The sequence below is a fragment of the Methylobacterium hispanicum genome, from assembly GCF_022179285.1.
GTDB lineage: Bacteria > Pseudomonadota > Alphaproteobacteria > Rhizobiales > Beijerinckiaceae > Methylobacterium > Methylobacterium hispanicum.
This window is the reverse complement of sequence record NZ_BPQO01000002.1, coordinates 239132-263029: the sequence shown is the minus strand read 5'-3', so window position 1 is coordinate 263029 and position 23898 is coordinate 239132. Positions and strand designations below refer to the sequence as shown.

The following is a 23898-nucleotide window of genomic DNA, read 5'->3' as shown; positions in this document are numbered from 1 at the left end:
ACCATGGCGGGTTCCGGCGTCCCTCTCCTGGGGATCCGAAGCGGGACGGGTTGTCCCTATCCCGCTTCGATGCGATAGCCCGCGCAGGGTGCGCGGTCCGTCGGTCGGGCCGGCAGGACGAGCGCTGGTCGGGCCGCCAGCGCCGGAGACCCGTGCCCGTGGCGTCGCCTTCGCACATCGTTCTGCGGCCTCGCCGCCGTCCCCTGTCGGCCCTGCGCAACGTCCTGACCGGCGATGCCGGCGGCGGCCTCGTCCTGATGGCGAGCGCCGCGCTCGCCCTGGTGATCGCCAACTCGTCGCTGGCGGACACCTACTTCGCCGCGCTGAAGGCCTACGTCGGCCCGCTCTCGGTGCTGCACTGGATCAACGACGCGCTGATGGCGGTGTTCTTCTTGCTCGTCGGACTGGAGATCAAGCGCGAGGTGCTCGACGGGCGCCTGCGCACTTGGCCCGACCGCGTCCTGCCCGGGCTGGCCGCGCTCGGCGGCATGGCGGCCCCGGCCCTGGTCTACGCCGCCGTGAACTGGAATTCGCCCGAGACCCTGCGGGGCTGGGCCATCCCCGCCGCCACCGACATCGCCTTCGCCCTGGGCGTGCTGGCGCTGCTCGGCTCCCGGGTGCCGGTTTCCCTCAAGGTCTTCCTGACGGCGCTCGCCATCATCGACGACCTGGGCGCCGTCCTCATCATCGCGGCGTTCTACACCGCCGACCTGTCGCTTCCGATGCTCGGTGGCGCGGCCCTCACGCTCGCGGTCCTCTACGGGATGAACAAGGCCGGCGTGGCCCGCCTCTGGCCGTACCTGTTGCTCGGCGTGGTGCTGTGGGTATTCGTGCTCAGGTCGGGCGTCCACGCGACCATCGCGGGCGTGCTGCTGGCACTGACGGTCCCGTTGCGGCTAAGCGTCGGCAAGCCGGACGACCCAACTTCGCCGCTGCACATCCTAGAGCACGCGGTCCATCCCTGGTCAGCCTACCTCATCCTGCCCGTCTTCGGCTTCGCCAACGCGGGCGTGTCGCTCGCCGGGATCACACCACGCATGCTGCTCGACCCGGTGACGCTCGGCGTGGCCCTCGGCCTGTTCGTCGGCAAGCAGGTCGGCGTGTTCGGCCTCGTCCTCGCCGCGGTGAGGCTCGGGTTGGCGCAGCGGCCGGCGCACGCGACCTGGCCGCAGGTCTACGGCGTCTCGCTCCTCTGCGGCGTCGGCTTCACCATGAGCCTGTTCATCGGCCTGCTCGCCTTCGCGAACGCCCCGGCCCTGGAGGCCGAGACCAAGGTCGGCGTGCTGATCGGCTCGCTGGCGTGCATGGCCGCCGGGGCGCTGGTGCTGTGGTTCGCCCCGGCCCATCCGTCCCGGCACTGAACCGGCCTACGCAGGACTCCCACCTTCAAAGTTCGCGCCTCGACCCCGATGACATCACCCAAAGCGACGCTGCGCGAACTGTACGAAGGCGACACGCCGGGAGCGCACCGCTTCCGCTACGCCCTGCTCGTATTCGACGTGGCGACCATCGCCTTCGTCGTCGTCACCTCGTTCCTGCCGCTGTCGCCGTGGATCGTCGCCTGCGACCTGGCGGTGGGCGCCTGCGTCCTGGCCGATTTCGCCGCCCGCCTCCTCATCAGCCGCGCGCCGCTGCGCGAGTTCCGGCACCTGAGCACCTGGACGGACCTCGTGGCGGTGGCCTCGTTCGTCGCGCCGGTGGTCGTCGAGGGCGTCGGCTTCCTTCGCATCCTGCGGACGCTGCGCCTGCTGCGCACCTACCACCTGCTGGAGCGGCTGCGGCAGGACAGCGACCTGTTCCGCCGCAACGAGGACGCGATCCTGGCGGCCACGAACCTGGTGGTGTTCGTGTTCGTCATGACGGGCATAGTCTACGCCACCCAACACGGCGGCAACCCAGCGATCCGCACGCCCGTCGATGCCCTTTATTTCACGGTGACGTCGCTCACGACGACCGGCTACGGCGACATCACATTGCCCGGGACGACGGGTCGGCTGCTGTCGGTCTTCGTGATGATCTGCGGCGTGACGCTGTTCTTCCGCCTCGCGCAGGTGGTGTTCCGCCCCTATAAGGTGCGCTATCCCTGCACCGCCTGCGGGTTGCAGCGGCACGAGCCGGATGCCGTCCACTGCAAGGCGTGCGGTCACCTCCTCAGCATCCCCGACGAGGGGGCGAACTGAGCCGACGCCCGGCGTCAGCGCCTCGCGCCCCCGATATCGGCGGCCATCGCCTGCAGCCGTTCCGACTCCCGCTCCTTCCGCTCGTAGTGGCAATCGACGAGGTAAGCCGCTCCTAGGCCGGTTCGACCGTCGCCCCCGCTTTCTCCAGTGCCGGGAAGCCCCCGGCTACATGGGCGACCGGCCCGAGGCCCATGTCGTTGAGCGCCTTGGCGGCAAGGGCCGAGCGGTTGCCGGAGCCGCAGTAGAGAACCAGGCGCCTGCCGCCGAGCTCGGCCTTATGGGTCGGGCTCTCCGGATCGGCCTGGAACTCTAGGAAGCCCCGCGGCACATGGACCGCGCCGGCGATCCTGCCGGTCTTGGCCAATTCCTCGCCTTCGCGCACATCGACGAGCATCGTGTCGGGCTGGCCGAGGCGTGCGAGCGCCTCCTCGGCCGACAGGGTCTCAACCTCGCGGTTGGCTTCCGCCACCAAATCCTTTGCGCTTCTCATGGTCATAGCTTCCTCCGTCACTCGCCCCAGGCCGCGCCGTCGAGGGCGTCCAGCGGAATCTTCAGGTAACGCCTGCCGTTCGTCTCGGGCTCGGGCAGGCGGCCGCCTCGGATGTTCACCTGCAGGGAATGCAGGATGAGCTTGGGCATCGGCAGTTCGCGGTCGCGTGCCTCGCGCATGCGGACGAACGCCTCCTCGGTCGGGGTCTCGACGAGGTGCGGGTTTTCGGCCCGCTGCCGGGCCACCGTGCTCTCCCAGGCCGCCTCGCGCCCGTCCGGGCGGTAATCGTGCCCGGTGAACAGCCGCGTCTTGTCCGGCAGCGCCATGATGCGCTGAATGCTGTGCCAGAGCGCGTGCGCGCTGCCGCCCGGAAAGTCGGCCCGCGCCGAGCCGCTGTCGGGCATGAACAGCGTGTCGTGGATGAAGGCGGCGTCGCCGACCCGATAGGCGATGGAGGCCAGGGTGTGGCCCGGCGTGAACAGCACCTCGACGTCGAGGTCGCCGATCCGGAAGCGCTCGCCGTCAGCGAACAGCCGGTCCCACTGCGAACCGTCCGTCCGGAACGTGTCGGGCAGGTTGTAGAGCCCTTTCCAGAGCCGCTGCACGTCGACGACCTTCTCGCCTACGGCGGTCGGGACGCCGGTCTTGTCGTGCAGGTAGCCGGCCGCCGAAAAGTGGTCGGCGTGCGGGTGGGTGTCGAGGATCCACTCCAGTTCGTAGCCTTCGCGCTCGATGTGGGCGAGCAGGGCGTCGGCGGACCGGGTGGCGGTCGCGCCGGATTTCGGGTCAAAGTCGAGCACCGGGTCGATGATGGCGCAGCGCTTCGTCCCGGGATCGGCGACGACGTACTGGATGCTGCCGGTCGGCTCGTCATGGAAGCCGGTCACGATGGGATGCCCGCGCAGGGCTTCAATGGTCTGGTCCGACATGAAACGCCTCCTTTTCCAGGTTCAGGTGTTGGAGCCGAGGAGCGGCAGGGCCCCGCGGGCGACGACGTAGAGACCGACCAGGATGACGAGGCCGGCGAAGGTGACGGTCAGGGCGCGCTTGCGCCCGGCGAGCCGCTGGCCGAGGCGCGTGCCGGCGAGGCCGCCGAGCACGCCCCCCGAGATGAACAGCCCGGCCAACGGCCAGTCGATCAGGCCGGAGGCGGCGTAGCTCGCCGCGGTCGCCGCCCCGAAGGCGCTGACCGCCACAAGCGAGGTGCCGATGGCCATCGTCAGCGGCATAGACGTCGCCAGCATCAGGCCCGGCACGATGAGGAATCCCCCGCCGATGCCGAAGAAGCCGGAGAACAGGCCGACCGCGAACCCGATGCCGAGCAGCCAGGGCAGGAGTACCGGGGCGTTGGCCTTGGTCAGGCGCACCTCCGGGTCGCCGTCGCCGCGCCGCTTGCGCAGCATCAGGCTCCCGACCACCAGCATCACGATCCCGAACAGGGCCAGGAGGCTCTGCCCGTCGACCGCCTTCGCAGCGACCGAGCCGGCCAGCGCGCCGAGGACGCCGGCGACCGAGAACGCCGCCGCGCATCGCCACTTCACGTTCCCAGCCCGCCATTGCGGGACGAGGTTGCCGGCCGCGCTGACCGAGACCGCCAAGGCGCTGGTGCCGATCGCCACATGTGGCGAGGACACGCCGACGACGTAGGTCAGGAGCGGGACGGCCAGGATCGAGCCACCCCCGCCGACGAGACCGAGGATCACGCCGACGACCCCGCCCGAGCCGGCGGCTAGGCCGGATGTCAGCAGGCCGGGCGTCATGCGTCGGCTCCCTGGACCTCCGGCTTCGGGGCTGCCGCCGGGAGAAGGCGAAACGCCAGCATCCCGACGACCATGGCGACGACGAAGGTCACCGCCTGCGCCGGTGCTACCGTCAGCAGGGTGAGCGCGGGCCCCGGGCACAGGCCGACGAGGCCCCAGCCGATACCGAACACCGCGGCGCCGGCGATCAGGCGCGGGTCGAGGTCGCGCCGGTTCGGGATCTCAAGCCGGGAGGCGAGCAACGGCCGCCCACGGCGCCGCGCCACGAGATAGCCCGTCGCCGAGACCGCGACGGCGCCAGCCATTACGAAGGCGAGGCTCGGGTCCCAGCGCCCGGTCACGTCGAGGAAGGCAAGGACCTTGGCCGGATCGGCCATACCGGAGACGAGGAGGCCGAGGCCGAACAGGAGGCCGACGGCGAAGGCGGAGGCGGTCTTAGCCATGGCTCAGGCTCCGACGAGATGGCGCACGACGAGGACGGTTAGGATGGCGACGGCCATGAAGGTGCCGGTGGCGACCACGGAGCGGGGCGAGCCACGGCCGATGCCGCAGACCCCGTGGCCGCTCGTGCAGCCGGCACCGAGGCGCGATCCGAACCCGACCAGCAGGCCGGCGACGGCGAGCAGCGGGAACGAGGCATCCACCGTCACCGGCGGCAGGCTGCCACCCAGGCCGGCGTAGGCGAACGGCGCCAGGACGAGTCCTGCCACGAAGGCGGCGCGCCAGCCGGTCTCGCGAGGCGGCGGGGTTAGGAGGCCGCCGAGAATGCCGCTGATGCCGGCGATCCGTCCGTTGAGGAGCAGGAACAAGGCCGCGGAGGTGCCGATCAAGGCACCGCCGGCGAGGGCGCTGACAGGCGTGAAGCCATCCATGGTGGTCGCTCCCAGGCGGTGGTCCGGGGGATGCCCGGCTGGCTGCAAGAGACGTCCTCCCCTGCCAAACCATTACATTAGATGACTCTTATTTAGCATCATCTAATGTAATGGCAAGCGTGAAACCGACGGCCTGGATTGGGATGCGCTGCGGGGGTGCGATGGCGCACAGAAGCCTTGGCCTTTGGGCGGACGCCATCGATGGCGTGGCGTCGATGCCGACGGGAGGATCATCTTCCCCCGTTCGACCAGCTCAGGGATGGATGTAGGCGAACCCCATGCCCTGCAGCCGCGCCAGTTCGGCGGCGCCGCTCGGCACGACGTCGTCCTCGGTAACGCCGTAGAGCGTTCCACGGTCAATCTTCCGCTCGCGCAGGGTATAGGCGCAGACGAGGAACCGAACGCCCATTCCCTTGAGCGCATCGATGCGGGCGGCGACCTCCCTGTCGCTTGCGGCCGACTGGAAGAGCGCGACCCCGTCGCCGTGGCTTACCACGCGGATCTCGACGTGAGACTTGCCCACGGCCTCGATGTGGTTGCGCAGGTTGCCGAGCAGGCGCTTGAAGTAGGTGGCTCCGTCGGGGCCGCCGTCGTTATGGTAGACCACCTTCTGGTCGGCATAGTACCCGGCCGGCGCCTCCGAGCCGGCATGGGCCTCCCCTAAGCCCAGGGTCGCAAGAACGACCGCGATCATCAGGCTGCTAAAGACCGTCATCGTCCGCCTTCCTGTCGTAGGCCGGAGGCTCGGGTGCTTCCGACGCGCTGCGCGATAGGTTGTCTAGCCCCGCATGATCGAGGCCGTCGTCCGGCTTCGGTTCGGAGGATGCGCCGTTCCCGAGGCTGCCCGTCGTCTCCGGCGCTTTTGGCCGTGGGGCGTGGACGGTGCCTCGGGCCCCGAGCACCACCACCTTCGTGCCGGTGGGGACGCGCCGGTGCAGGTCGATCACGTCCTGGTTCAGCATGCGGATGCATCCCGAGGACACCGCCTCGCCGATGCTCCACGGCTCCGTCGTGCCGTGGATGCGGTACAGCGTGTCCTTGCCGTCCTTGAACAGGTAGAGCGCCCGGGCCCCGAGCGGGTTCCTGTCGCCGCCCGGCATGCCGCCGGCCCAGCGCCCGTTCCGCTCCGGATCACGCCGGAGCATGTCAGGCGTCGGCGTCCAGCGTGGCCAGGACGCCTTGCGGGCGACGGTCGCCTCGCCGGTGAACTCGAAGCCGGCCTTGCCCACCCCGACCGCGTAGCGCATCGCCTTGCCGCCCTCCATGACGAGGAAGAGAAAGCGTTTGTATGGATCGACGACGAGGGTGCCGGGCGGCTCCTTCGACGGGTAGTCGACCAACTGGCGGACGTTGCGAGCCTTGAGGTCGCGCGGGTCGACCGCCTCGACCGGGAAGGGTTCGTCCGTGACGGCGGCGTACCGGCGCAAGACCTCCGGGGTGATCTGCGGCCGGGCTTCCGCGACGGGGGCCGGAGCCCCCTGCGAGGTCGAGCAGGCGCCGAGCGCCGAGGCGAGCGCGATCAACGTCGTAAGGCGGAGGGGCCGCGGCATCACGAGCGACCCCGCGCCCGGGCCTGGGCGACCGCCTGCCTGAAGCCGTCGTAATCGAGCGCCGCCGCGACCTTGAGCTGGCCAATCAGGAAGACCGGCGTTCCCTGGAGGCCCAGGGCGTCGGCCTGGTCGAGGTTGCGCTGGAGCAGGGCCGCGATCTCGGCTTGGTGCGCCTTCCGGTCCTCTTCCAGGCGAGCGACGTCGACGCCCGACGCGGCCACCGCCTCCAGCATCCGCTCCCTGGGAAGCTTGCGACCTGGGATCGCCATGAGCGCGCGGTGCACTTCGTCGTAGCGGCCCTGGTACTTCGCCGCGAGGGCGAGCTGGGCGCCGTAGACGGAGGCGTCCCCGAGGATCGGCCAGTCCTTGTGGACGAGGCGGATGCGCCCGTCCGCCTTCACCAAGCGGGTGAGGTCGGGCTCGGCCTTCTTGCAGAAGGGGCAATTGTAATCGAGGAAGGCGACGATGGTCAGGTCACCCTTTGGATTGCCCGAGACCGGCACCTCCGGGTCGTTGAGGATGGCGTTCGGGTCGACGCCCTGGGCGAAAGCCTCCTCGATGGGGGGCGCCAGCGAAAGCAGGGCGGGCGCGAGCGCGACGGCGGGCAGAAGGGCGAGCAGGGTCCTGCGATCCATGGTGTTCTCCTTGGAAGTCGGTTTTCCGAAAGGGAGCGGCTCAGGCGCCGACGAGGGCGAGGCGGCGCTTCAGGTCATCGACCGTGAGCTCGCCTTCGGTGCGGGCCTCGCGGACCTCGTCGCCGTCGGGGCGCATCAGGATGAGGGTCGGCGGTCCGACGACCTCGAAGCGCCGCATCAGGGCACGGGTGGCATCGTCGTCGCGGGTGACGTCGGCGCGGATGACCGAGACGGCCTTCAGTCTCGCCTGGATGCCGGCATCGGCCAGCACCGTCCGCTCGTTCGTCTTGCAGACGGTGCACCAATCGGCGGCGAACTCGACGAGCACCGGCTTGCCCTCGGTACGGGCCGCCGCGAGGGCTGCCTCGAACGCCGGGACGGAGGAGACCGTCCGGCTCTCCTCGACGTGGACCGCCTGCGTCCGGCCGAGGCCGGCGAGCGGCCGGAGCGGGTCGGTCCCGCCGCTCGCGGCGCCGACGACGAGGGCGCAGCCGTAGGTCACGGCAACGATACCGGCGCCCTTGCCAAGCCGGCTCGGGGCGCCCTCTGCCACGACGTCGAACGCCCCGACGAATGCGCCGATGCCGATCGCCAGCATCCCCCAGAGCACAAGGGAGACCTCGGCGGCCACAAGGCGGGAGACCATCGTGATGGCCAAACCGAGGAAGACCACGCCGAAGGCCTGCTTGGCCGCGACCAGCCAAGGGCCTGACTTCGGCAGTATCCCCGCCCCGAACGTCCCGAACGCGATCAGCGGCAGGCCCATGCCGAGGCCGAGCGCGAACAGGGCGGCGGCGCCGCGCGCCACGTCGCCGGTCTTGGCGACGTAGAGGAGGGCCGCAGCGAGTGGCGGCGTCACGCAGGGCCCGACGATCAGGGCGGAGGTGAAGCCCATGACGGCGGCGGCGCCGAGCGCGCCGAACCTACGCCCGCTCAGGCGTGACAGCCGGCCGGAGACGCCGGACGGCAGCGCCAGGTCGAACGCCCCGAACATCGACAGCGCCAGGGCGACGAAGGCCGCGGCGAGGAGCCCGAGCGCGGCAGGGGTCTGGAGCGCGACCTGGAGGTTGCGCCCGGACCATGCCGCCGCCACACCAAGGGTCCCGTAGGCCAGCGCCATCGCGAGCACGTAGGTGCCGGAGAGTACAAAACCTCGTCCGGCCGAGAGCCGCTCCCCGGACCGGGCCAGCATGCCCGCCAGCACCGGGACCATCGGGAGCACGCAAGGGGTGAAGGCCAGGAGCAGGCCGAGCCCGAGGAAGGTCGCCAGGACGCCCGCGAGATGGCCCGAGAGCAGGCCCCTCTCGGGCTCGGGCTGCGCGTCCGTTGCCGGCGTCGCGGCGGTCGCCTGCGGACCTGGCGCGGGCACCTCGAAGACCTTGTTCATCGGCGGGTAGCAGATGCCCTTCTCGGCACAGCCTTGATAGGTGACGCGCACCTCGCGCACCCCCGCGAGAGCCGCGCCCGGCACGATGGCCTCCGTTGCGCCGTGATAGACTTCCGTCGGCCCGAAGTTCGGGTCGTCCTTGGTCTCGCCGGGCTGGGTGCTGACGGGAAGCTCCCGGCCGCTCGCGTCGGTGGCGGCGATCTTGTCCCGGTAGAGGTAGGTGCCGGGGGCGATAGTCCATCGCAGGCGCAGCGAGAGGTCAGGGTCGCGGGCCGCATCGACGGTGAACGGCGTCGGCAGCGTACCGGGCTCGCGGCACTGCCCCGGCGACCACAGCGAGGAGCCGGTCCAGACCAGGGCGGCGAGGATGAGGTGAGTGAACACGTTCGGCATGGGCGGGGTCTGGGCTCGGATCGGCCCGCCGCGGGTCGGAAACGCAGCTTAAGCCAGGCTTAAGCGGTGCCCGGAGGATGGGGGCGGTGAAGGGAGACACGCATGCGCATCCTCGTCGTCGAGGACGACACCATCCTGTCGGACGGGCTCCGGGCTGGCTTGGGTCTGGGCGGGGCGACGGTCGATTGCGTCGCGACCTGCGCCGACGCCGAGGCTGCGCTGGCCACGAGCGCGTTCTCGGCCATCGTGCTCGACCTGATGCTGCCCGACGGCTCTGGCCTCGACGTGTTGCGGGGGCTTCGGCGACGGAACGACCGGACGCCGGTCGTCCTGCTGACGGCCCGGGACGCCGTGTCGGACCGGATCGCCGGGCTCGACGGTGGCGCCGACGACTACCTCGGCAAGCCCTTCGACCTCGACGAGCTCTCCGCCCGCATCCGCGCCGTCGTCCGGAGGGCCTCGGGTCGGGCCGCGGCGATCCTGGAGCACGGCGCCATCCGGCTCGACCCCGGTAGCCTCGCCGTCACCGTCGACGGTTTGCCGGTCGCCGTCTCCCGGCGCGAGGTCATGGTTCTGGCGGCCCTCATGGAACGACCTGACGTGCTTCGGTCCAAGGCCGAGCTGGAGGAGCGGCTCTACGGCTGGCAGGAGGAGGTCGAGAGCAACGCGGTCGAGGTCCACGTGCACAACCTGCGCGCCAAGATCGGCAAGCACGCCATCGAGACGGTCCGAGGCCTTGGATACCGGATGAGGGCACCCGCATGAGGTCGCTGCGCGTCAGGCTTTTCGCCATCCTCGTCCTGGCCACCGGCCTGATCTGGCTCAGCGCGGTCGCCTGGATCTACCTCGGTTCGAAGCGCGAGGTGGAGCAGGTCCTCGACAACCGCCTGCAGGAAGCCGCCCGCATGGTCAGCTCCCTGGTGGGCGCGGTTGGCGGCATGGACCCGAACGGGGGGGCCCGAACCTTCCCGGCCCCGACGGCCTACGAGCGGCAGCTTTCCTGCCAGATCTGGTCGCTCGACGGACGCATGGTCGCGCGGTCGACCGGGGCCCCGGAACGGCGCCTGACCGACGCGCCGGCGGGCTTCTCGCAGCGCGAGGTCGACGGCGAGACCTGGCGTGTCTTCACGGTGGAGGACGCCGACAAGGGCGTTCGCGTGATAGTCGGCGACCGCCTCGGCCTGCGCGAGCGCCTCGTCACCGACCTCATCATGGGCCTGGTCACGCCCGCCATCCTGATGGTGCCGCTGCTCGGCATGCTGATCTGGGCGAGCCTCGGGCGGGGCTTGCGTCCCTTGCGGCTGATGGCGCGGGACCTGGCAGGTCGCGGCGCCGACGAAATGAGTGCGATCGACACAAATCTGGCGCCGGCGGAGGTGCGTCCCCTGGCCGACGCCCTGAACGGGCTATTCCTCAAGGTCGAATCGGCACGCCGGCACGAACGGGAGGTGACGGCCTTCGCCGCGCACGAGCTGCGAACACCGCTCGCCGGCCTCAAGGTCCAGGCCCAGGTCGCCATGGCTGCCACCGACCCGGACGTGGCTAAGGCGGCGCTGCGCCAGATCCTGGCGGCCGTCGACCGGACCACGCGCCTCGTCCGCCAGTTGCTCGACGCCGCCCGGCTCGATGCCGCCGGGGAAGCGCCTTCCCTCGCGGAGGTCGACGTCGGTGCGCTGGTGACGGAGACCGTGGAGGGGATGCGGACGCCACCCGGGGTTCGAACTCAGATCGACCCGGGGCTACAGGGCTACATGCTGCGGGCCGACCCGGAGGGCTTGCGCCTCGCCGTCCGGAACCTACACGAGAATGCCGTGCAGCACATGGAGACGGGCACGGTGGCGTGGGTCGCCCGGCCGGGTGGCGGGGGCATCGTCGTTCGCGACGAGGGACCGGGCATTCCGGAGGACGAGCTGCCCCACGTCACGACACGGTTCTTCCGGGGGCGCCACAAGAGCGCGACGGGTAGCGGCCTCGGCCTCGCCATCGCCGAGATGGCGTCCCGCCGGAGTGGCCTGAGCCTGCGGCTGCGCAATCGGACGGATCGCCCGGGCCTTGAGGCTGAGATTGTACCGGCCTGAGATCGGTCAGCCGAGCTCCGGGCAGAAGATGTCCTTGAGGGTCGCCAACACCCGCGCAGCCCTTGGGTCCTCAAGCCGGTAGTAAATCGTCTGGCTTTCGCGCCGGAACGCGACCAACCCGTCCTCGCGCAGCTTGGCGAGGTGCTGCGACAGGGCCGACTGGCTGAGCTCGACCTCCCCGGCGAGGCTGGTCACGTCCATATCGCCGCGGGCGACCAGCAGGCACAGGATCAGCAACCGCTTCTCGTTGGCGAGGAGACGCAGCAGGCGGGCCGCGTCGGCGGCCTTGTCCTGCAGGCGCATCAGGTCGGTCGGCGTGACGGCGTCCATCGGTCGATGTTCCGGTATGTCAGAATTACCTTATTTAGGTATTTCTAATATGAAGTCACCAGCTGCGCCCACTTCCTTGTCGCCCTTTTTCGGCTTCGCCCGGAAGGCCATCGCGGCTCACCGGTGCCGCCTTGCTAGCGTCGTCCCCGAAGTGGGCGGGCGGAGCGACCACGGGCTGATTTGAGCCGGTAGCAACGAATAAGGGCCGCCTTAGCGATGGCGGCCCTTATTTACTCTAAGTTGCCGCAGTGCGGAACTTTGGTGTTCGAAGTCAGAACAATGGCTCGGCTATCAAACAGCTACGCGTCGGCACGGTCAGCAGCGGCAAGGCGGTGATGTTGGTGATCTTGATCGCAGGGTTTACGGCACGTGGTGCATCCGCCCTACCAACAAGGCATCAAGGACTTCTACGACGTCCGCTTGCCGCGTCGAAGCGGACGGCGAAGGCCGCGGTGTGAAGGGGCCGCTATGGGTCAGGAGTTCGCCAGTCGCTTGTTCAGCTGTGCGCCATGAGCGGACATCAACTCGATACCCGTAACCGGACATTCAGCTTCGCGCCCACCCCTGCCTTAAAACCGCATCCTCACATGCCTGAAAGCAGACATGCGAGCCTGCTATCGATTGTTCAGCAATAACAACGCTCCGAGTAGCGCTGCAGAGGTGTAAGGCCTCCCGACATCCACAACCATCGTCGACCGTTGCGGCTCTGTGTGGACATGCATTGATGTGCTATGGAGTGCGGGGAGGACGACACATCAGGATGCGGTCCATCGGTCAGCACCTCGTCGATGCGTGGCCGCGCCTGTTCCGCTACGCGCTAGCCCTGACGCGTGAGCCCGACGCCGCACGTGACCTGATGCAGCAGAGTGCTCTCAAGGCGCTTTCCACGCATACGACTCCCAGTGAGCCTCACGCGGCCCGCGCCTACCTGTTCCAGATCGTGCGCCACGCCTGGATCGACCGGATCCGCCGGACCCGCCTCCACCACGAGGATGAGCTCCTCGATTGGCCCGACGAGGGGTTCGACGACCGCCTGATCGAGGCGATCGCCGTGCGCCAAGCCTTCGCCGCTCTCGATATGCCCTGCCGGGCTGTCGTGACTTGCGTGGACGTCGAAGGCTTGAGCTACCGGGAGACCGCCGAACGGCTCGGCATTCCCGTCGGCACGGTCATGAGCCGTCTGCACAGGGCGAGGCGGATCATGCTGCACCGGATCGCCGGGCCGTCCGATGGGAGCGAGGGGCCGTGATGCGCTGGGAGACCCTCAATGCCTACGTCGATGGGGAACTCGATCCGCAGGACCGGCGCGCAGTCGCGGAGACGCTGGCCCGCGATCCGGTCCTGGCCGCGCGGGTCGCGACCCTGACCCGGCTGAAGCAGGGAGTGAAACAGGAGGTGAAGGCTGCGGCCGTGCCGCCCCGGCGCGCGCCGATCGCCCGCGCCTCCCTCGGATGGGCGTGCGCCGCGGCCCTGGTCGTCCTCGTCGGCGCCGGCTGGCTCGCCCTGTCGTCTCGCGCGCCGGCGGACCCCGCGCGCGCGGCCTTCACGGCATGGGGTGCGGCGGGCTCACCCGCGAACGACGTGCGGCCCGCGGGCGGCCCGAATGGCTTCCCCCTCGATCTGGGGGCGGCAGGCTTCCGCTTGGTCTACCTGTCCCCGGACGACGGTTCGGCCGGTCGGCTCGCAGGTTACGAGGGGCGTCACGGCTGCCGGCTCGCCATCTGGAGCGGACCGTCGCGCGGGCAGGCCGGTCGGGAGATCGCGCAAGGGAGCGGCGGCCTGCGTGTGGCGCGCTGGGACAGCGAGGGGCGCCACTACGTCCTCCTGTCCAAGACGGTGCCGGCCGAGCGGTTCGCCCTGCTGGCCGAGGCGGCCGTGCTGCTCACCGAACCGAACAAGACGGACCGCCTGCGGCTCGCGCTGGACCGGGCGACCAGCCTCGCGGAGCGCCCCTGCACCGGCTGACCGGCGCGAGCCGCGGAATTTATTTCGACCCGCCGCGAATAGACCGGGGGCGACATGCGTCTCCTCCTCCGCACGTCGTGGGCCCGGTCGCCGGAGTCACGCGCGGACAGGGGAGGACTTCGGATGCTCGACAGACGCGATCTCATCAGGCGGGCGGGCCTCACCGCCCTGGCGGGCCTCGGCGGTGGCACTTTCGCGTCCTTGCGCACGCTCGCGGGCGACAACGCCACGCTGCCCTTCGGCAACGGCGAACGGCCCCTGGTGGCCTATCCGGGCAAGCGCCCGCTGCTCCAGATGACCGCGCGTCCGCCGCAGCTGGAGACTCCGTTCTCGGTGTTCGACGAGGGCGCGATCACGCCCAACGACGCGTTCTTCGTGCGCTACCATCTCGCCGACATCCCGACCGAGATCGATCGCGAGACCTATCGCGTCGCGATCAAGGGCCATGTCGAGCGGGAGGTCTCGCTCTCGCTCGCCGACCTGAAGGCGATGCCGACGACCGAGATCGTCGCGGTCAACCAGTGCTCGGGCAATTCCCGCGGCTTCTTCACGCCGCGGATGGCCGGCGGGCAGCTCGCCAACGGCGCCATGGGCTGCGCCCGCTGGACCGGCGTGCCGCTGAAGGCCGTGCTCGACAAGGCTGGGGTGAAGGCGGGCGCCGTGGAGGTCGCCTTCACCGGGCTCGACGGCCCGGTGATCCCCGAGACGCCGGACTTCGCCAAGTCGCTCAAGCTCGACCATGCCAGCGACGGGCAGGTGATGCTGGCCTGGGGCATGAACGGGCAGGACCTACCCTGGCTCAACGGCTATCCCCTGCGCCTCGTCGTACCGGGCTTCTACGGCACCTACTGGGTCAAGCATTTGGAGAGCATCAGCGTGCTCGACAAACCCTTCGACGGCTTCTGGATGCAGAAGGCCTATCGCATCCCCGACAACGATTGCGCCTGCACCGAACCCGGCAAGGCCGCGGACAAGACCGTGCCGATCAACCGCTTCACGGTGCGCTCCTTCCTCACCAACCTGACCGACGGGGGGCAGGTGAAGGCCGGCCACACGCCCTTGCGCGGCATCGCCTTCGACGGCGGCTCTGGGATCAAGGCGGTGGCAGTCTCGACCGACGACGGCAAGACCTGGACGGAGGCGCGGCTCGGGCAGGATCTCGGCCCCTACGCCTTCCGGCCCTGGACCCTCGACGTGGACTTGTCGCCGGGATCGCACGCGATCCGGGTGCGGGCGACCGCCAACGACGGGGCGAGCCAGCCGATGGAGCCGCGCTGGAACCCGGCCGGGTACCTGCGCAACGTGGTCGAGACCACCCGCGTGCGCGCGGTCTGAGGGAGTGACGACGATGACCCGCATCACCCTCGCCCTCGCGGCGGCCCTCGCCCTCGCGACCGGCGCGGCGCTCGCCGCGCCGAAATCCTACGCGGTGCCGGAGCCGACCGCGGAGCTGCGGGCGCCGAAGGCCGGCATGCACGCGGAGGGCTTCGAGGCGGCCCAGGCGAACTGCCTCGTCTGCCATTCGGTGGACTACATCGCGATGCAGCCACCGGGCAAAGGCGCGGCCTTCTGGGAGTCCGAGGTGACCAAGATGGTCAAGGTCTACCACGCGCCGATCGACGCGGCGCAGGCCAAGGCCATCGCCGCCTACCTCGCCGACACCTACTGAGGCGAGGCGGGCAACAGGGGGGCGGTCCGGCGACCGCCCCCTCGTCCCGTCAGCGCGGTGCCTGGGTCTGGACCGTCGCGCCGGTCTCGCCGGGCTTGCCCTCGACGATGACGAGGCTGCGCCGCGTGGCTTCGTTGGCGTTCTGCGTCACCTGCCGGATCGGACCGACGGCGTTGACGATGGCCGCGCCCGCCGGGTTCGTCATGAAGGCGGCGAGCGGCTCGAGAAGCCCCGTGCCCTTTGGATCGGCCGCGAGGGCCAGGACGTAGGGCTTCTTCGGCGTGAGGCCCGTCACCGCCGCCTGCAGGGTCTGCAACACGCCCTGGTCGAACAGCGTGACCTGCGTGGCCGCCTTGCCGTCCGGGCCGGCCAGCGTCAGCGTGCTTGATTGGCCCGCCGCGCCCAGCGGCTGGAGGTTCGGCGCACCCGCTCCCTCCGGTACCGCCTCCGGGACGTAGGCCACCCCCTGCGGCCCCTGGCCGATCGGGATCGTGGCGATCACCGCGTCGCTGCCGGTGTCGATCACCGCGACCGCGTCGGCATTCTCCAGGCCGACATAGATCCGCGAACCGTCGCCCGAGGGCCAGAGGCCGTGCGGGAGCGCGCCGGTGGGAATCGTCGCGACCTGCGAGAAGTCGTCGGTGCGGAACACCTCCACTCGGTTCAGGCCGCCGACCGTCACGTAGGCGAACTGCCCGGCCTTCGTGCGCGCGATGTTGACGTGGTTCGTGATCGGTCCCGTCTCGATGGTCTTGAGCGCCTTGAACGGCGGCGTGGCCTCGAACACTTGGACGCGGCCGACGTCCTTGAGGGTGAACCACACCTGCTTTCCGTCGGGCGTCGCCGCGATGTCGGGGCAGAACGGGCTCTCCTGCTTGATCCGCCCGACGATCTCGCGGCTCTTCACGTCGATGGCGACCGTCTCGGGGCTGAAGCTGGAGCAGACGTAGCCGTAACGCCCGTCGGGCGAGAAGATCGTCATGCCGGGCCCGTTCGGCACCGTGATCCGGCCCGTCTCCCGGCCCGTACCGGCGTCGAGGATCGCGACGTAGTCCTCGCCGCGCACGCTGACCCAGACCTCGCGCCCGTCCGGCGTGAAGAACGCCTCGTGCGGCGAGCGCCCGACATAGGTCGTGCGGCGCACCGTGTTGGTGGCGGTATCGATGAAGCTGACCGAGTTCGAGCCGATCGAGACGGCGAGCAGAGTCTTGCGGTCGGGCGAGAAGCCCATGCCATGCACGAGGAGCTGGCCGCGATAGAGCGGGCTCAGGTTCGCGGGCGTCGTGTCGCCGAGGCGGATCACGCCCAGAAGCGTGTTGGCGGCGGGATCGATCACCGAGACCGTGTTGGAGAACTGGTCCGAGGTATAGAACCGGTCGCGCGGGCCGACGGGCACGTCCGGCGCCGAGGCGGGCCCCGGCGCTTGGCCCGCCAGGGCGGTCCCGCCAAGGAAGGCGATCAGCAAGGTCGCCGGAATGAGTTGTCGCATCGTGGGGGTCTCTTCGCTCTGATTGCTGGGTCGGTAAGCGGCGATCGGCTCAGTGATGGTGGCGGGGCGGGGCCTGCGGCGGCGTGGCTGACACGGCCGGTCGCTCGGCGAGGGCGCGGCGCATGACCTCGATCTCCTGCGCCTGCTCGACAATGATGCCCTGCGCGAGCCGACGCAGGACCGGGTCGCGGCCGTAGGCGAGTTCGGCCTTAGCCATCTCGATCGCGCCCTGATGATGCGGGATCATCATGGCGGCGAAGTCCCGGTCGGGATCGCCGGACGGCACCACCGCCATGTCCGCGTGCATCCGCGCCATCGATTGGGCCATCATCGCATCGAAGCCGCCGGGGGCGGTCTCCGCATGCCCGGCGCGCATCATCATCCCGCCAGCCAGGACGCCTCCGGCCATGAGCAGTGTGATGAGGATCGCCGTCGGTGCTCCGCGCATGGTCTCTCCCGCAGTGTCGAGGTCACGCGGGGAGAGATGCCGGCCGGGCCGGGATATTCCCCGCCGCTCCCGGCCAATCGATCACGGATGCGTGATCAGCTTACCGGGGCGAGGCTTGGAATAGTTCGGGCGTTTCCGGCATCTCTCATCCGAGCGGCGGCGCGGGCCTTGCCGTCGGCGCGAACCGGAGACCGCCCTTGGACGACCTCGCCGTCCTGATCGAACCGCAGATCCCGGCCCTGCGGCGCTACGCGACCGCGCTGTTACGGCAGCGCGAGGCGGCCGACGACCTCGTCCAGGACACGCTGGAACGGGCGATCCGCGCTTGGCCGCAACGCCGCGAGGGCGATCTGCGGGCGTGGCTATTCGCGATCCTGCGCAACCGCTACCTCGAAGGCGTGCGCCGCCGCCGGGGCATTGAGGTCGGCCCGGAGGCGCTGATGGAGATTGCGGAGGTCGGGGTCGATCCCGAGGCGGCCGTGGGCGCGCGGGACGTGCTCGACGGGATCGCCGCGCTTCCCGAGGAGCAGCGGTCCGTCTTGCTCCTCGTCGCGGTCGAGGACATGTCCTATGCCGAGGTCGCCACCGTGCTCGCGGTCCCCATCGGCACCGTGATGTCGCGCCTCAGCCGGGCACGCGGCCGGATGCGCGCTTTCCTCGATCAGGCCCCGACTATCGTCACCGGGCATCTGCGGAGGGTGAAATGACCGGGTCCGACCCGCGTCCCGTCGGCGAGGACGATCTGCACGCCTTCGTGGACGGACGGCTCGATCCAGGCCGCCGCGACCGCGTCGAGGCGTGGCTCGCTGCGCATCCGGAGGCGGCCGCCCGGGTCGCCGCCGACCGGGCGGTGCGGGAACGCCTGCGGGCGCGCCTCGCGCCCGTGGCGGACGAGCCGATCCCCGCCCGCCTGCGCATCGCGAATCTCGCGGGCCCACGCCGGAGGCGCATCCCGCGCTGGTGGCCTAACGCGGCGGCGGCGGCGCTCCTGCTCACCGTCGGCGGCGCGGCCGGGTGGGTCGGGCGCGGCGCCGTGCCGAGCGCTGGCGCCCCGGCCGAACCAATGACGCAGGCGGCCGTCTCTGCCTTCCGCACCTACGTGGTCGAGGCCGCCCATCCGGTCGAGGTCCGCGCCGACGGCTCGACCGACCTCGTGCGATGGCTCAGCGCGCGCCTAGGCCGACCCGTCACCGTGCCGGACCTGCGGGCGCAGGGCTTCCGGTTGATGGGCGGGCGCCTGCTCCCCGCCGGAGACGAGCCGGCGGCGATGCTGATGTACGACGACGACCGGGGCACCCGCCTGACGCTCTACAGCCGGGCCGGGCCGACCGGCGGGCGCGGCGTGTTCCGTTATGCCCGCGCCGACGACGTCGCCGCCTTCTCGTGGATCGACGCCGGGATGTCTTACGTGGTGACGGCCCGCACGGACGAGGCGCGGCTGCTCCGGGTCGCCGAGGCGGTCGATGCGCAGGTCTCGGGCAAGCGCGAAGGCGCGCGGTGACGCTCGTATCCGAACCCTGCCGGACCACGCCGGCCAAGGCCTCCGCCGAGCCCGAGACGCCATGACCCTCGACCAGTTGCGCATCTTCGTGGCGGTCGCCGAGCGCCAGCACGTCACGCGGGCGGCCGAGGCGCTGAACCTCGTCCAGTCGGCGGTCAGCGCCGCCATCAACGCCCTGGAGAGCCGGCACGCCGTCAAGCTGTTCCACCGGGTCGGCCGGGGCATCGAGTTGACCGAGGCGGGCGGCGTCTTTCTCGGCGAGGCTCGCGCGGTGCTCGCCCGCGCCCAAGCGGCCGAACTCGTGCTCGCGGACCTCAGCGGCATGCGGCGCGGCACGCTGGCCATTCAGGCGAGTCAGACCATCGCCAGCCACTGGCTTCCCCGGCACCTCGTCGCCTTCCGGGCGGCCTATCCCGACATCGTCCTGCGGCTCGGCATCGGCAACACCGCAGAGGCCGCCGAGGCGGTCCGGGCGGGGACGGCGGAACTCGCCTTCGTGGAGGGCGCGATCGACGACAGCAGTCTCGCGAGCGCCCCGATCGCCGAGGATCGGCTGATCCTCGTCATCGCGCCCGGCCACCCGTTGGCCGCATGCGCGCGGCCGGGACGATCCGATCTCGCGTCAGTCTCTTGGGTTCTGCGCGAACCCGGATCGGGCACGCGCTCCGCCTTCGAGGCGGCGATCACCGCACTGGGCATCGCACCGGACGCACTCACGGTTGCCCTCGAACTGCCGTCGAACGAGGCGGTCCTCGCCGCCGTCGTGGCAGGGGCCGGGGCAAGCGTTCTGTCCGAAGCGGTGGTCGGACCCTCGCTGCGAACCAGAGCGCTCGTCGCCGTGCCCTTCGCCCTGCCGACGCGGACCTTCCGGGTCCTGCGCCACAAGGAGCGCTACCGCAGCCGCGCCGCCGACGCGCTGCTCGACCTGATCCGTGCCGCTCCTTGATCCGTCGCGGAACTCAGGCGACCTCGACCCTCACACAGTGCCAGGAAGCGCTGAGATAGCCCTTGAAGTTCCACGTCTCGTCCGGCCGCGCCGGTTGGGTCTGCCCAGCGGCGTCCCAGGCGCGCACCACGAGGTCGCGCTCGCCGGACGGAAGGTCCAGCACGATCTCCCAGAACGTCCAGGCGAAGGGGGCGCCGGCCTCGTGTTCCAGCACGGCTTGATGCCAGGACCGACCGCCATCGCTTGAGACATCGACGCGCACGACCGCCCGGTCTCCCGCGATGGCGTACCCGCGGACGGTGGTCTCGCCCATCTTGAGCCGGGCTCCGCGTGCGGGCTCGCAGATCGCGGCGTTGAGCGGCATCGTCTCGATGGTGTGGCCTTTCGCCGGATCGGCGGTCTCGGCCGTCACGTCCGGCGGGAACAGCTTGTAGTCGTCGGCTTGCATCGGGTTGGTCGAGGGGTGGTCCTGCACCGTGATGCGCTTCAGCCATTTCGGGCTGCGCACGCCTGCGAAGCCCGGCACGACGGCTCGCACGGGGAAGCCGTGTTCGGGCAACAGCGGGGCCCCGTTCATCGCGAAGGCCAGCAGCGTCTCGTCGGCGACCGCCTTGGCGAGCGGGATCGAGACGCCGTAGAACTGGCCCTCGACCACATCGTGGCTCTCGAAGGCCACGTGGAGGTCCGAGTGGAGGTTCGCTCCCGGCGCTACGCCCGCCGCACGCAGGACGTCGCCGAGGCGGATTCCGGTCCAGTCCGCCGTCCCGATGGCGCCGCCGTCCCAGGGATCGCCCGAGACCGGGGCCACCGCCCGCATATCGGCGCGGCGGTTGCCGGCGCACTGCATCGTGGCCGTGACGGTCGCCTCGGGAAAACGCGCGCGCAGATCCGCCAGCGACAGATCGAGGGGGCCGACACCCGCGCCGTCGATGGACAGACGCCATGTGGCGGGGTCGATCTCCGGCAGGTCGCCGTGGGAGCGGACGTAGAAGTCTTCCGCAGGGGTCCGGTAACGGGCCCGCAGGCGAGTCAGCGGCGGCTCGGCGTTGTAGGGGCGCTCCCCATGAACGATCAGGCGCGCCATACGCTCGGTCAAGCTCGACATCGGGTGTCTCTATCGCAGAAGGTCGGAGCTCAACGCGCGCGGACGCGCCAGGTGGCAGGCCTCTGTCAGGCGATGCCGAGCAGGCGGATCAGCCCGAGGCTCACGGCCGTGAGGGCGGCGAGCGAAGCGACCACCGCCAGGGTGACGCGCGGTCCCGCCTTGGCGACGCTGCGCACGTCGACGCCGAGGCCGAGGGCCGCCATCGACACGATGGTCAGCGCGTTCGCCGTCGCGGCCATGGGGTGCAGAGCCCCTTCGGGAACGAGCCCCGCCGAGCGAAGACCCGCCAGGGCCAGGAAGGCTAGGATGAACCACGGCACCAGCCGGTGCAGCGGCATCCGGCCCGGGGCGGGGCGCTCATCGACCGCCTGGGACGGTACGGTCGCGTCCGTTTCCGCCCGCAGCCGGCCGATCCCGAGCGAGAGAGCCAGGACCACCGGCCCGAGCATCAGCACGCGGACCAGCTTGACCAGGGTGCCGACCTGGACGCTGAGGGCGGCCACCGGCGCGGTTGCGGCGAGAACCTGCGGCACGGCGTAGACCGTCAGCCCCGCGAGCACGCCGTACTGCATCGGCGAGAGGCCGAGCAGGGGCACGAGCAGGGGCAAGCCGAGAACGACGAGAACGCCGAGCACGGCGGTGAAGGCGATGGACGAGGCGACGTCCTCGCCGTCCGCGTCGATCACCGGGGCCGCCGCCGCGATCGCCGAGTTTCCGCAGATCGAGTTGCCGCAGGCCACGAGGATGGCGAGACGCGGGGCCAGCCCGAGAGCCCGGCCAATGCCGTAGCTCGCCGCGATGGCGAGAGCCACCACCACCGCGATGCCGACGAGAAGCCCCGGCCCGGCCGCGAGCAGCGTCCCGAGGCTGAGCGAGGCGCCGAGCAGGACGACGGCGATTTCCAGGACGGTCTTGGCGCCGAACGCGATACCGTGAACGAAGCGCCGACCTGGGCTCCAGGCCGTGCGGACGGCCGTGCCCAGCACGATGGCGAGGACCAGAGCCTCCAGCCACGCACGGCCGAAGATATGTTTCTCGACCCTCTCCAGCCCGAGGGCGACGCCCGTCACCGCGAGGCAAAGGCTCAGGCCGGGCAGGATGGAAGGCAGGGCAAGCGCGCGTGATCGGAGAAATGCTGCTGCGGGCATGGTGCGTGCACCTCGTGGAATGGATCTGCTACGACCATGACCGCATCCATTCGTTCGCTCCAACGGAACGTATCAATCGTTTTGATCACATGATGCGATGATTTGGCTGGCGACGACGAACGTCGTGCTTCGGACTGAAGCGAGCCTTGTCGATCGGGCAACCCGAGTTTGTGGCTTCGCTGATATGCAAGGAACGTTGCAGATCCCCGCTGACTGGGTCTCCGGAGACACAAGCCGTTGAGGTCAGCGGCGGGCCGTCAGGTCGGTGAACGGGCGCGTCAATTGGATGCCTGAGTGACGGCACGGTCGATGTTCACCCTCTCCGCCCAGTCCTTGGCCTCGGACTGACCCTTGAGGTTGATCAGCCGGGCACCGCTGACGTCGACGTTCTTGAAGTCCGCGCCCGTGACCGTAGCACCGGTCAAATTGGCCCCGGACAAGTCCGATCCCATCAGCACCACGCCGGTGAGATCGGCATCCTTGAGATTCGCATACTCCAGGCGTGACCGGCCGAGGTTGCCTCCCCTGAGGTTCGCGCCCGACAGGTTCACCGAGGTGAACACCGCCCGCATCAGACCCATGGACTGATTCTTGATGTCGGCTCCGCCCTTGAGATCGACCAGCGTGGCGCCGCTCATGCTGGCGCCCTTGAAATCGCCGATGGGCATGGACCGGCTGAGGTCGGCCTCGCTGAGGTTGGCGTCCCGCGCCGTGATGCCGAACATCTTCGCGTCTGCGAGCTTGGCGCCGGAAAGGTCTGCCTTCAGGAGCCATGCCTGTTCGAGGTTTGCGCCGCTGAGATCGGCGCCGCGCAGATTGGCCTTGTTCAGGCGCGCAGTGCGTAAGTTGACGCCCCGGAGATTCAGCCCCGAGAGATCGAGCCCCGACAGCGCCTTGTCGTGCAGGTCGATGGGCTTTCCGTTCGCGTCCTGGATCATCGCCTCGACGTCGGCGCGGCTCATCTCGGCCTTCGTCATGGCGGGTGAGGACATATCGGCACCGAGCAGCAGATCTTGTTCGGCCGCGGCAGGGCCGGCAGCGAAGACGGCGAGCATGAAGCTGAGGGCGAAACGGCGCATCGGTTTACTCCCGGCGGGCGCCACGCATGGCGGGCACCCTTATCGTGTTCGTTGTGTCGCGATGCTATGCCGGGCCGCTGCACCCGGTCGGTGACCCCGGTCACACAAATCCGGCGCGGCGGGAGAAAAGCGCAACGCGCGCCGGACGATCAACCCGTCGTCATGGCCGGGCGACCACGCCAGCCATGACGGATGCCCAGAAGGTCGAGCGGTGGATCGATCGGTTTCCGCTCCTACAGGCTCTCAGCCCGGCGCACCTTCAGATCGCTCGGGGAACCGTGCATTTCCCGGTGCTGGATGCAGGCGCCATCGCCTACGAACTGAATGGCGAGTGTGCCAACTACCTGATGTGCCTGGAGGGACGCACGCGGATCTTCCGGATGTCGGAGGGCGGACGCGAGGTGCTGATCTACAAGGTTGGCCCGGGTGGCACCTGCGCCCTGACCACCCAGTGTCTCCTGTCTGGCGGCACCTTTCCAGCGCAGAGCGTGGCCGAGGAGCGGACCGAGCTCGCGGCCCTGCCGGACAGCACGTTCCAGCACCTGATGGGCGACAGCGCGGCGTTCCGCAGCTTCGTCATGGATGATTACACGCGATTGATGTCCGGCCTGTTCACGCTGATCGACGAGGTCGCGTTCGCACCGCTGAAGCAGCGCCTCGCGCAACGGCTCCTGGCCGAGGCTGATCCGCGGGGCGTCGCCGCGGTGACTCATCAGAAACTCGCGGACGATGTCGGCAGCGTGCGCGAGGTGGTGAGCCGCATCCTGGCACAATGGGCCGAGGCGGGCCTAATCGAACTTCGTCGAGGCGCGGTCGAGATTGTTGACCGGACCCGCTTGGAGGCCGCAGGGCGGCGGTGACTGGCGGCGTGCT

At 70.1% G+C, this 23898-nt stretch carries 27 protein-coding genes; 12 read left to right on the top strand and 15 right to left on the bottom strand.

Features of this window, described 5'->3' with window-relative positions; all coding sequences use genetic code 11:
- Positions 1–158 precede the first annotated feature (158 nt).
- Entirely contained in the window at positions 159–1361 is a 1203-nt protein-coding gene (gene nhaA, locus MFF56_RS03305; RefSeq protein WP_238229444.1) for a Na+/H+ antiporter NhaA, read from the top strand.
- Positions 1362–1409: 48 nt separating this feature from the next.
- Complete coding sequence (locus MFF56_RS03300; protein ID WP_238229443.1) at positions 1410–2180, top strand: potassium channel family protein; 771 nt, start codon at positions 1410–1412, stop codon at positions 2178–2180.
- Positions 2181–2292: 112 nt separating this feature from the next.
- On the opposite strand, the gene MFF56_RS03290 is transcribed toward MFF56_RS03300, so the two are convergent.
- The 9 genes from MFF56_RS03290 to dsbD form a co-directional block, all read right to left on the bottom strand.
- Positions 2293–2676, bottom strand: coding sequence for a rhodanese-like domain-containing protein (locus tag MFF56_RS03290; RefSeq protein ID WP_238229442.1), 384 nt, complete (start codon positions 2674–2676; stop codon positions 2293–2295).
- An 11-nt stretch (positions 2677–2687) separates the two neighbouring features.
- Positions 2688–3599 carry an MBL fold metallo-hydrolase gene (locus MFF56_RS03285; protein ID WP_238229441.1) on the bottom strand — a complete coding sequence of 304 codons (912 nt, stop codon included), beginning with the start codon at positions 3597–3599 and terminating at the stop codon, positions 2688–2690.
- Positions 3600–3620: 21 nt separating this feature from the next.
- On the bottom strand, positions 3621–4430 hold the full coding sequence (locus tag MFF56_RS03280; protein ID WP_238229440.1) for a sulfite exporter TauE/SafE family protein: 810 nt from the start codon (positions 4428–4430) through the stop codon (positions 3621–3623).
- On the bottom strand, positions 4427–4873 hold the full coding sequence (locus MFF56_RS03275; protein ID WP_238229439.1) for a YeeE/YedE family protein: 447 nt from the start codon (positions 4871–4873) through the stop codon (positions 4427–4429). Before MFF56_RS03275 ends, MFF56_RS03280 begins: the two co-directional genes overlap by 4 nt.
- Before the next feature lie 3 nt (positions 4874–4876).
- Positions 4877–5302, bottom strand: coding sequence for a YeeE/YedE family protein (locus MFF56_RS03270; protein WP_238229438.1), 426 nt, complete (start codon positions 5300–5302; stop codon positions 4877–4879).
- Positions 5303–5555: 253 nt separating this feature from the next.
- On the bottom strand, positions 5556–6017 hold the full coding sequence (locus MFF56_RS03265; RefSeq protein WP_238229437.1) for a DsrE family protein: 462 nt from the start codon (positions 6015–6017) through the stop codon (positions 5556–5558).
- Positions 6004–6852: a L,D-transpeptidase gene (locus tag MFF56_RS03260; RefSeq protein ID WP_238229436.1), complete on the bottom strand. Its 849-nt coding sequence runs from the start codon at positions 6850–6852 to the stop codon at positions 6004–6006. The genes MFF56_RS03265 and MFF56_RS03260 overlap by 14 nt, the downstream gene beginning before the upstream one ends.
- A complete protein-coding gene (locus MFF56_RS03255) occupies positions 6852–7487 on the bottom strand; it encodes a DsbA family protein (RefSeq protein WP_238229435.1) in 636 nt (211 codons plus the stop codon). Before MFF56_RS03255 ends, MFF56_RS03260 begins: the two co-directional genes overlap by 1 nt.
- 40 nt (positions 7488–7527) lie before the next feature.
- Positions 7528–9267: a protein-disulfide reductase DsbD gene (gene dsbD / locus MFF56_RS03250; protein WP_238229434.1), complete on the bottom strand. Its 1740-nt coding sequence runs from the start codon at positions 9265–9267 to the stop codon at positions 7528–7530.
- Between the two features lie 102 nt (positions 9268–9369).
- Here dsbD and MFF56_RS03245 point away from each other — a divergent pair, with 102 nt between their 5' ends.
- Entirely contained in the window at positions 9370–10032 is a 663-nt protein-coding gene (locus MFF56_RS03245; RefSeq protein ID WP_238229433.1) for a response regulator, read from the top strand.
- Positions 10029–11345, top strand: coding sequence for an ATP-binding protein (locus MFF56_RS03240; RefSeq protein ID WP_238229432.1), 1317 nt, complete (start codon positions 10029–10031; stop codon positions 11343–11345). Before MFF56_RS03245 ends, MFF56_RS03240 begins: the two co-directional genes overlap by 4 nt.
- A gap of 6 nt (positions 11346–11351) precedes the next feature.
- Here the strand turns inward: MFF56_RS03240 and MFF56_RS03235 are convergent, their stop codons facing one another.
- Positions 11352–11675 carry an ArsR/SmtB family transcription factor gene (locus MFF56_RS03235; protein ID WP_238229431.1) on the bottom strand — a complete coding sequence of 108 codons (324 nt, stop codon included), beginning with the start codon at positions 11673–11675 and terminating at the stop codon, positions 11352–11354.
- A gap of 760 nt (positions 11676–12435) precedes the next feature.
- Here MFF56_RS03235 and MFF56_RS03230 point away from each other — a divergent pair.
- From MFF56_RS03230 to sorB, 4 genes are all read left to right on the top strand, one after another.
- Positions 12436–12924, top strand: a complete 489-nt coding sequence (locus tag MFF56_RS03230; protein ID WP_056459991.1) for an RNA polymerase sigma factor — start codon at positions 12436–12438, stop codon at positions 12922–12924.
- Complete coding sequence (locus tag MFF56_RS03225) at positions 12924–13640, top strand: anti-sigma factor family protein (protein WP_056459988.1); 717 nt, start codon at positions 12924–12926, stop codon at positions 13638–13640. The genes MFF56_RS03230 and MFF56_RS03225 overlap by 1 nt, the downstream gene beginning before the upstream one ends.
- A gap of 123 nt (positions 13641–13763) precedes the next feature.
- Positions 13764–14975, top strand: coding sequence for a SorA family sulfite dehydrogenase catalytic subunit (sorA, locus tag MFF56_RS03220; RefSeq protein WP_056459983.1), 1212 nt, complete (start codon positions 13764–13766; stop codon positions 14973–14975).
- A 13-nt stretch (positions 14976–14988) separates the two neighbouring features.
- Positions 14989–15309, top strand: coding sequence for a SorB family sulfite dehydrogenase c-type cytochrome subunit (gene sorB / locus MFF56_RS03215; RefSeq protein WP_091970929.1), 321 nt, complete (start codon positions 14989–14991; stop codon positions 15307–15309).
- A 49-nt stretch (positions 15310–15358) separates the two neighbouring features.
- Here sorB and MFF56_RS03210 read toward each other — a convergent pair whose 3' ends face one another.
- Positions 15359–16798, bottom strand: coding sequence for a YncE family protein (locus MFF56_RS03210; RefSeq protein WP_238229430.1), 1440 nt, complete (start codon positions 16796–16798; stop codon positions 15359–15361).
- Between the two features lie 49 nt (positions 16799–16847).
- A complete protein-coding gene (copM, locus tag MFF56_RS03205) occupies positions 16848–17246 on the bottom strand; it encodes a CopM family metallochaperone (RefSeq protein ID WP_056459976.1) in 399 nt (132 codons plus the stop codon).
- Between the two features lie 197 nt (positions 17247–17443).
- Here copM and MFF56_RS03200 point away from each other — a divergent pair, with 197 nt between their 5' ends.
- The 3 genes from MFF56_RS03200 to MFF56_RS03190 all read left to right on the top strand — a co-directional run bounded on the left by MFF56_RS03200 (position 17444) and on the right by MFF56_RS03190 (position 19693).
- Positions 17444–17953 (top strand): sigma-70 family RNA polymerase sigma factor, encoded by a 510-nt coding sequence (locus MFF56_RS03200; RefSeq protein ID WP_056459972.1) that lies wholly within the window; start codon positions 17444–17446, stop codon positions 17951–17953.
- Positions 17950–18747, top strand: a complete 798-nt coding sequence (locus tag MFF56_RS03195; RefSeq protein ID WP_238229429.1) for an anti-sigma factor family protein — start codon at positions 17950–17952, stop codon at positions 18745–18747. Before MFF56_RS03200 ends, MFF56_RS03195 begins: the two co-directional genes overlap by 4 nt.
- 61 nt (positions 18748–18808) lie before the next feature.
- Positions 18809–19693: a LysR substrate-binding domain-containing protein gene (locus MFF56_RS03190; protein WP_238229428.1), complete on the top strand. Its 885-nt coding sequence runs from the start codon at positions 18809–18811 to the stop codon at positions 19691–19693.
- Positions 19694–19706: 13 nt separating this feature from the next.
- On the opposite strand, the gene MFF56_RS03185 is transcribed toward MFF56_RS03190, so the two are convergent.
- From MFF56_RS03185 to MFF56_RS03175, 3 genes are all read right to left on the bottom strand, one after another.
- Positions 19707–20798, bottom strand: coding sequence for a molybdopterin-dependent oxidoreductase (locus tag MFF56_RS03185; RefSeq protein WP_024830153.1), 1092 nt, complete (start codon positions 20796–20798; stop codon positions 19707–19709).
- Between the two features lie 65 nt (positions 20799–20863).
- Positions 20864–21946 (bottom strand): YeiH family protein, encoded by a 1083-nt coding sequence (locus tag MFF56_RS03180; RefSeq protein WP_024830154.1) that lies wholly within the window; start codon positions 21944–21946, stop codon positions 20864–20866.
- A gap of 278 nt (positions 21947–22224) precedes the next feature.
- Complete coding sequence (locus MFF56_RS03175) at positions 22225–23025, bottom strand: pentapeptide repeat-containing protein (RefSeq protein ID WP_238229427.1); 801 nt, start codon at positions 23023–23025, stop codon at positions 22225–22227.
- Between the two features lie 185 nt (positions 23026–23210).
- On the opposite strand from MFF56_RS03175, the gene MFF56_RS03170 reads away from it, so the two are divergent.
- On the top strand, positions 23211–23885 hold the full coding sequence (locus MFF56_RS03170) for a Crp/Fnr family transcriptional regulator (protein WP_024830156.1): 675 nt from the start codon (positions 23211–23213) through the stop codon (positions 23883–23885).
- The last annotated feature ends 13 nt before the right edge of the window (positions 23886–23898 follow it).